This window comes from Flavobacterium sp., from assembly GCF_035760125.1.
Classification (GTDB): Bacteria; Bacteroidota; Bacteroidia; order Flavobacteriales; family Flavobacteriaceae; genus Flavobacterium.
Map to the genome: position 1 here is coordinate 1 of NZ_DASTTN010000166.1, position 6,758 is coordinate 6,758.

At 35.1% G+C, this 6,758-nt stretch carries 8 protein-coding genes and 1 pseudogene; 7 read left to right on the forward strand and 2 right to left on the reverse strand.

The genetic code is table 11. The annotated features are described in order from the left end of the window. From VFS71_RS06400 to VFS71_RS06430, 7 genes and pseudogenes are all read left to right on the forward strand, one after another. Positions 1-318 (forward strand): cytochrome c oxidase subunit 3 (locus VFS71_RS06400; protein WP_326400072.1); only part of this gene is annotated, 318 nt, incomplete at its 5' end. 2 nt (positions 319-320) lie between these two features. Beyond that, positions 321-563, forward strand: coding sequence for a cytochrome C oxidase subunit IV family protein (locus tag VFS71_RS06405; protein ID WP_326400073.1), 243 nt, complete (start codon positions 321-323; stop codon positions 561-563). 133 nt (positions 564-696) lie between these two features. Further along, positions 697-2,157 (forward strand): copper-containing nitrite reductase, encoded by a 1,461-nt coding sequence (gene nirK / locus VFS71_RS06410; protein ID WP_326400074.1) that lies wholly within the window; start codon positions 697-699, stop codon positions 2,155-2,157. Positions 2,158-2,230: 73 nt separating this feature from the next. Then, positions 2,231-2,563, forward strand: a pseudogene (locus VFS71_RS06415) (c-type cytochrome); the annotation flags it as partial. A gap of 26 nt (positions 2,564-2,589) precedes the next feature. Then, the gene (locus VFS71_RS06420; protein ID WP_326400076.1) at positions 2,590-3,360 is read left to right on the forward strand and encodes a formylglycine-generating enzyme family protein; all 771 of its coding nucleotides are present in this window, start codon (positions 2,590-2,592) and stop codon (positions 3,358-3,360) included. Between the two features lie 136 nt (positions 3,361-3,496). Next, complete coding sequence (locus VFS71_RS06425) at positions 3,497-4,129, forward strand: SCO family protein (RefSeq protein WP_326400080.1); 633 nt, start codon at positions 3,497-3,499, stop codon at positions 4,127-4,129. A gap of 12 nt (positions 4,130-4,141) precedes the next feature. Beyond that, on the forward strand, positions 4,142-5,416 hold the full coding sequence (locus VFS71_RS06430) for an alginate export family protein (RefSeq protein WP_326400077.1): 1,275 nt from the start codon (positions 4,142-4,144) through the stop codon (positions 5,414-5,416). 69 nt (positions 5,417-5,485) lie between these two features. Here VFS71_RS06430 and VFS71_RS06435 read toward each other — a convergent pair whose 3' ends face one another. Beyond that, positions 5,486-5,722, reverse strand: a complete 237-nt coding sequence (locus tag VFS71_RS06435) for a hypothetical protein (RefSeq protein ID WP_326400078.1) — start codon at positions 5,720-5,722, stop codon at positions 5,486-5,488. A gap of 127 nt (positions 5,723-5,849) precedes the next feature. Beyond that, the coding region (locus VFS71_RS06440; protein ID WP_326400079.1) for an amino acid--tRNA ligase-related protein at positions 5,850-6,758 on the reverse strand (909 nt) is incomplete at its 5' end.

Consider the following 6,758-nt stretch of genomic DNA (forward strand, 5'->3'; position numbering starts at 1 on the left):
AAATCATCAGTATTCTTTAAGTTGGCTATGCTAGGAGGATTTTTATTCTTAGCACTTAAAAGTGTAGAATATTACCATAAAATTGAAAGCGGAATCTCATTGGACACCAATATGTTTTACACTTTTTATTGGTTGTTGACAGGATTTCATATCATTCACGTTATTATGGGATTGGTTATTTTGTGCTGGACAAATTATGGGATGACCAAAAAAGATTCTGATACCGTTGTTGAAGACGTTGAAGCCTGTGCTGCTTTTTGGCACATGTGCGATTTGATTTGGCTGCTTTTGTTTCCTACACTTTATTTATTTTTTTAGTAATGAAAAATTCATTAATTTTAGTCTTCGTATTGCTGTTAACCATCACTATTACAACATCTTGTGTGTCAAATTTGTTTAGTGTTTCAGCTTTTGTCGCTCCTTTTATAATGGCTTTGGCTGCTTTTAAATTTCTATTGGTTGCTTTTCAATTTATGGAATTAAAAAAGGCGCATTCGTTCTGGAAAATTAGTTTAATATTAACTTTAGGATTGCTTGTGGTTTTAATTATTGGGATAAAATAAGGGTCTTAAAAAAAAGTTAAAAACATGATATTTATCATTAATTTTTTAAATCTCAAACTTTAATTTTACAATACAATAAAAAAAGACAAAACTATCCTTAATATAAAAAACCACTTTTTAAAACGAAACAATTATGAAACAATTATTCCATTTTAGCAAACCCTATAAAATTATTGCTTTTGCATTATTTGCAGTCGTTAGTATTCTTTCTTGTAGTAAAAAGGAAGAAAAGCATGACGTTGATTATTACGAAAAAATAAAAGTCGAAGGTCAAAAAGAAGCAGAATTAACAGCCCCACCATTTGTTCCAAAACCAATTGGTGACAGACCTGCGATGCATTTGGTAGTCAATATGGAAATCAAAGAACAAGAAGGTGAAATGGTCGATGGAAGCAAATATGTTTATTGGACATTTGGAGGTTCTGTTCCGGGAAGTTTCATTAGAACAAGAGTAGGTGACGAAATTGAATTTCACCTAAAAAACCACCCAGATAATAAATTGCCACACAATATCGATTTGCATGCGGTAACAGGGCAAGGAGGAGGAGCTTCTTCTTCAATAGTGGCACCAGGACATGAAAAAGTATTTAATTTTAAAGTGCTAAATCCTGGATTGTATGTGTACCATTGTGCAACTGCTCCTGTTGGGATGCACATTGCAAACGGTATGTATGGTTTGATTCTTGTAGAACCAGAAGGTGGTTTGCCACCGGTCGACAAAGAATTCTACGTGATGCAAGGTGATTTTTATACCAAAGGAAGTTATGGTGAACAAGGAGTACAACCTTTTGACATGAACAAGGCATTGAAGGAAGAACCGGACTATGTTGTTTTCAACGGTAAAGTAGGGTCAATCGCGGGAGATAATGCGCTTACTGCCAAAGTTGGCGAAACCGTTCGTATCTATATGGGTAATGGTGGACCAAACTTACTATCTTCATTCCATGTTATTGGTGAAATATTTGATAAAGTTCATATTGAGGGTGGTGATGCTATTAATACTAATGTTCAAACGACATTAATACCAGCAGGAGGTTCTGCAATTGTAGAGTTTAAAGTTGATGTGCCTGGAACATTTATTTTGGTTGATCACTCAATTTTTAGAGCTTTCAATAAAGGAGCTTTAGGAATGCTGAAAGTAACTGGTGAAGAAAATAAAAAAGTCTATTCCGGTACTACACAAGAAGGAATATATTTACCTGAAGGTGGAAATATTCAAAATATGCCTGAAGGGGAAAAAGTGGCCAAATCTACTGTAGCCAAAACGCTTCCTGAACAAATTAAATCCGGAAAAGCAATCTTTGGAACAACTTGCTTTGCTTGTCACCAATCCGAAGGACAAGGAGTGCCAAATGCATTCCCTCCATTAGCCAAATCAGATTATTTGAATGCCGATCCTAAAAGAGCTATTCAAGTTGTCATAAGAGGGTTAAGTGGTGAGATTACAGTAAATGGCAAGAAAATAAACAGTGTGATGCCAAGTCAAAATCTTTCAGATGATGAAATAGCAGATGTTCTAACTTATGTTTACAGTAGTTGGGGTAATAATAAAACAGTAGTAACACCAGCAATGGTAAAAGCTCAAAGAAAATAATAAACACAATTTTAAATATTTAGAAGTCATGAAAAAATACATTTTAGGAATAGCATTAATTGGATTAAGTCTGAAAGGTTTTAGCCAAGATGCAAACAAAGGAAAAGGAGTTTATACCAAAACTTGTATTGCCTGTCATCAGGCTACGGGGGTGGGAGTTCCGGGAGCTTTTCCCCCATTGGCAAAATCAGATTATTTGAATGCCGATGTGAATCGTGCCATTAAACAAGTAATTAAAGGATCTAATGGAACAATTACCGTAAATGGAAAGAAATTTACTGGAGCTATGCCTCCCCAAGCTTTGAGTGATCAACAAATTGCAGATGTACTTACTTATGTATATGCCAGTTGGGGAAATAGCAAAAAAGTAGTGACAGTAGCGATGGTGAAAGCGCAAAGAAAATAATAATTACTAAAGCAAAAAGAGCCCTAATGTTCCCACTAAAAAAAATAATAACCTTCTTTTTATTGTTGATTTGCGTTACTCTTTTTGCTCAAGAAGTTAAAATGGTACCCATAAATGGGGGAACTTTTGTCCCCCTTTATGGAGCTACTACCAAAAAACCAGTCAAAGTAGCTTCATTTAGTATGGATGTTTATCCTGTTACAAATGCGCAGTATCTTGCTTTTGTTAAAAAATATCCAGATTACACTCGTTCAACAATGAAAGGGTTATATGCCGACAAAAGTTATCTAATCCAATGGGAAAGTGATTTTAGTTACGGAAAAAATAATCTAAGTAATGCTCCTATAACTAATGTTTCTTGGTTTGCAGCCAAGAAATATTGTGAGTGCCAAGGAAAAAGATTGCCATCTATGGACGAATGGGAATACGTGGCTATGGCTGATGAAAAACGATCTGATGCCCGTACCAAAGAAGAATTCAATAGATACATTTTATCTTGGTACGAAAAACCCAAAACGTATGCGAATCCTGTTGGACAAACCTTCAGAAATTATTGGGGAGTCTATGATATGCATGGATTGGTTTGGGAATGGACATCGGACTTCAATAGCATTTTTCTTTCGGGCGAATCCAGAAAAGATAAAGATACCGATAAGAATCTCTTTTGCGGAAGCGGATCAGTAAATGCAACCGATTTGATGAATTACGCCGCTTTTATGCGCTACGCTTTCAGGGGTAGTTTGAAAGCTAATTACACTACAAAAAATTTAGGTTTTCGATGCGCTAAAGACAAATAAGAATCATCGATTTCTAACCAAAATCAAATAAAATGAAATCGCCGGTAACAATAAGTTTGCGTATGCAAACACCAAAGAATAAAAAGGCGATAACATATATGACAACTGACAAATAAAATTTACATATATGAAATCAATGTTAAACCAAAAACAAAAAGAAATTCTGGAAAAAGGATGGTCTTATTTATTTGTTTTGCCCATCTTAATACTTATTTTTGCATTCCAGAGTTGTAATAAAAAAGATACTGTAGATAAAGATAAACCTATTTCGGATTTGTCTATTTACAATTTGCCTTCGAAATGGACTAATCAAAATGGGCAGAATATCGAAATGAAAGATTTGAGAGGAAAAGTTCTGGTAATGGTCATGATTTATACTTCCTGTAAAGCGGCTTGTCCTCGTTTGGTGGCGGATATGCGCAATATCGAATCTCGTTTACCAGAGAATATTAAGGAAAATGTCGAATTGATATTGGTAAGTATTGATCCCGAAGTGGATACTCCAAAACGATTAAAGGAGTTTGCTATTGCCAATAAAATGGATGGCGAGCAATGGGAGTTTTTGAGATCTACGGAAGAAAATACAAGAGAGTTCGCAGCAGTTTTGGCTGTCAATTACAAGAAAATTGCACCACTTGAATTCTCTCATTCTAATATTATAAGTGTATTTAATGCCGAAGGAGAATTAGCTTATCAACAAGAAGGACTAGGAGTAAACTCGGATGAAACTATCAAAAAAATAACAGAAGAAGCGGTTAAACTAAATTAAAATCCCACCCAAATGAAGATATTTAAAATAATGGCACTGGCAGTTGTGTTAATGGCCAGTATGAATACTTTTGCCCAAGAGTTTGATGCCAATTTACAAATTAGACCTCGTTACGAGTTTAGGAACGGTTACAAAGCCCCGATTCCTTATGGTGAAACTCCAGGTCAGTTTATATCGGGAAGAACACGTTTGAATTTAAACTTCAAACAAGATAAGTTTGTCACTAAACTTACGATGCAAAATGTTCGCGTTTGGGGAGATGTCGCACCCAATACAAAATCGGATGTGAACGGGATTCAAATATTTGAAGCTTGGGCGCAATACAATTTTAATGAAAAATGGAGCACGCGTATAGGGCGTCAAGTGATTTCGTATGACAATCAGCGTATTCTTGGTGAAGGCGATTGGGCACAACAGGCACAAAGTCATGATGCTTTATCGGTAACCTATAAAAATAAAAAAAGCCAATTGGACGTAGCACTTGCTTATAATGCCAATGGAGAAACGGATATTGCAACACCTTACACTGTTGCCAATTACAAAGCGATGCAATATGCCTGGTATCATACTGAGCTGGGAAAAATAAATATGAGTTTATTGTTTTTAAACACAGGTTACGAAAATAAACTAGTGGCTCCAATTCCAACGCCAACACCTGAATTGAAAGTAGATTACATGCAAACTTTTGGAACCTATATGAATACCAAAGGAAAATCTTGGGATGGAAATCTATGGTTCTATGGACAAACAGGAAAAAGTACGACTTATACTGTGAGTGCTTTTGATGCAGCTCTTAATTTTAATTATGCCTTGACGGATAAGTTTAAAGCAGGTTTAGGCTATGAATTCTTATCTGGAAAAAGTCAAGCCAATACAAGTACCGACATAAAATCGTTTAATCCTATTTTTGGAACCAATCATGGATTGAATGGATATATGGATTATTTCTACGTAGGAAATCATAAGAATTCGGTAGGGTTGCAGGACGCTTTTTTGAAATTTGGATATGCAAAGAATAAATGGCAGTTTGCTTTATTGCCACATGTTTTTAATGCTGCGAATACGGTTTTGGATGCTAGTGGAAATGAAATGAATAACTATCTTGGTACGGAAGTCGATTTTACATTTGGCTATTCAGTACATAAATTTGTAAACATAACTGGAGGTTATTCCCAAATGTTTGCAACAGATACCATGCAAAGACTGAAAAGTGGTGATGTTGATCACACCAACAATTGGGCTTGGGTCATGATTAATGTGAACCCTCAAATTTTTTCTTTTAAATAAAGGTGTTAATTTCTTGTATGAAAAAGGAGCTTGATAAAAGCTCCTTTTTTTGTTTTTGTAATTGTTACACTATAGTTCAGTAATCCATTCTGAATCTTCTTTGTCAAGTTGTTTATGGGAAACATCACTTCCAAATTTTATGTCTTCTTCGATTTCTTTTGCCATTTCCAATTCATTTTCATTTAAATGTTTAATTTCATTCGGATCTAATGGTTGAAGTAAATTCATAATTTGCTTTAGCAAGTCAACATCATCGACAGATTTTAACTTGTCAATTATTTTCTGTTTTAATTCTAAAGTGTTCATAACGTGTTATTTTGACTAGTAAAGTTACGAAAATCCAAAAACGATTGTTTGGTTTAGTAGGATGTTTTTAAATAAAAAAAGGAGCTTCAAAACGAAACTCCTTTAAAATATTATATGGAATAGAAAATTACTCTATCAATTCCACAATTTTATATTCTCCTTCAACAGCTACTTTCGTCAAGCCATTTTTAGACAAACCTTTCATAGCAGCATCCCATTTTTTACCACTTAAATTTGCAGTAATTTTTAATTGCTGAAGATCCATTTTATTTTCATTTCCTTTCAATAAATCTACAATAAATTTCTCTTCATCAGTCAATTCAATTTGGGCTTTTTTGGTTTCAGGTCTCATCTGGGGGAAAAACAATACTTCTTGAATAGATGCATTATTAGTCAAGAACATCATCAAACGGTCCATTCCAATTCCTAAACCAGAAGTTGGAGGCATACCGTATTCCAATGCTCTCAAGAAATCCTCGTCAATCGTTCCTGTAGCTTCATCATCACCTTTTTCGGCCAAACGCATTTGATCTTCAAAACGCTCTCTTTGGTCAATCGGGTCATTCAATTCAGAGTAAGCATTTGCTACTTCTTTACCGCAAACCATCAATTCAAAACGTTCCGTCAATTCTGGATTGTCACGGTGTTCTTTACAAAGAGGTGACATTTCCTTTGGATAATCGGTAATGAATGTTGGCTGAATATAATTTCCTTCGCATTTTGCGCCAAAAATTTCATCAATCAATTTTCCTTTCCCCATCGTGTTGTCCACATCAATTCCCATTCCTTTGGCAGCTTCAAAAAGCTCTGCTTCACTTTTGCCAGAAATATCAAAACCAGTAAAATGTTTGATAGAATCCGTCATTGTAACGCGGGCATAAGGCGCTTTAAAATTGATTGTATGTTCGCCAAAAGTAGCCTCGCTAGTTCCATTTACGCCAATAGCGCAGTGTTCCAACAAGTTTTCGGTGAAATCCATCATCCAGTTGTAGTCTTTGTAGGCTACATATATTTCCATTGCTGTAAATTCCGGGTT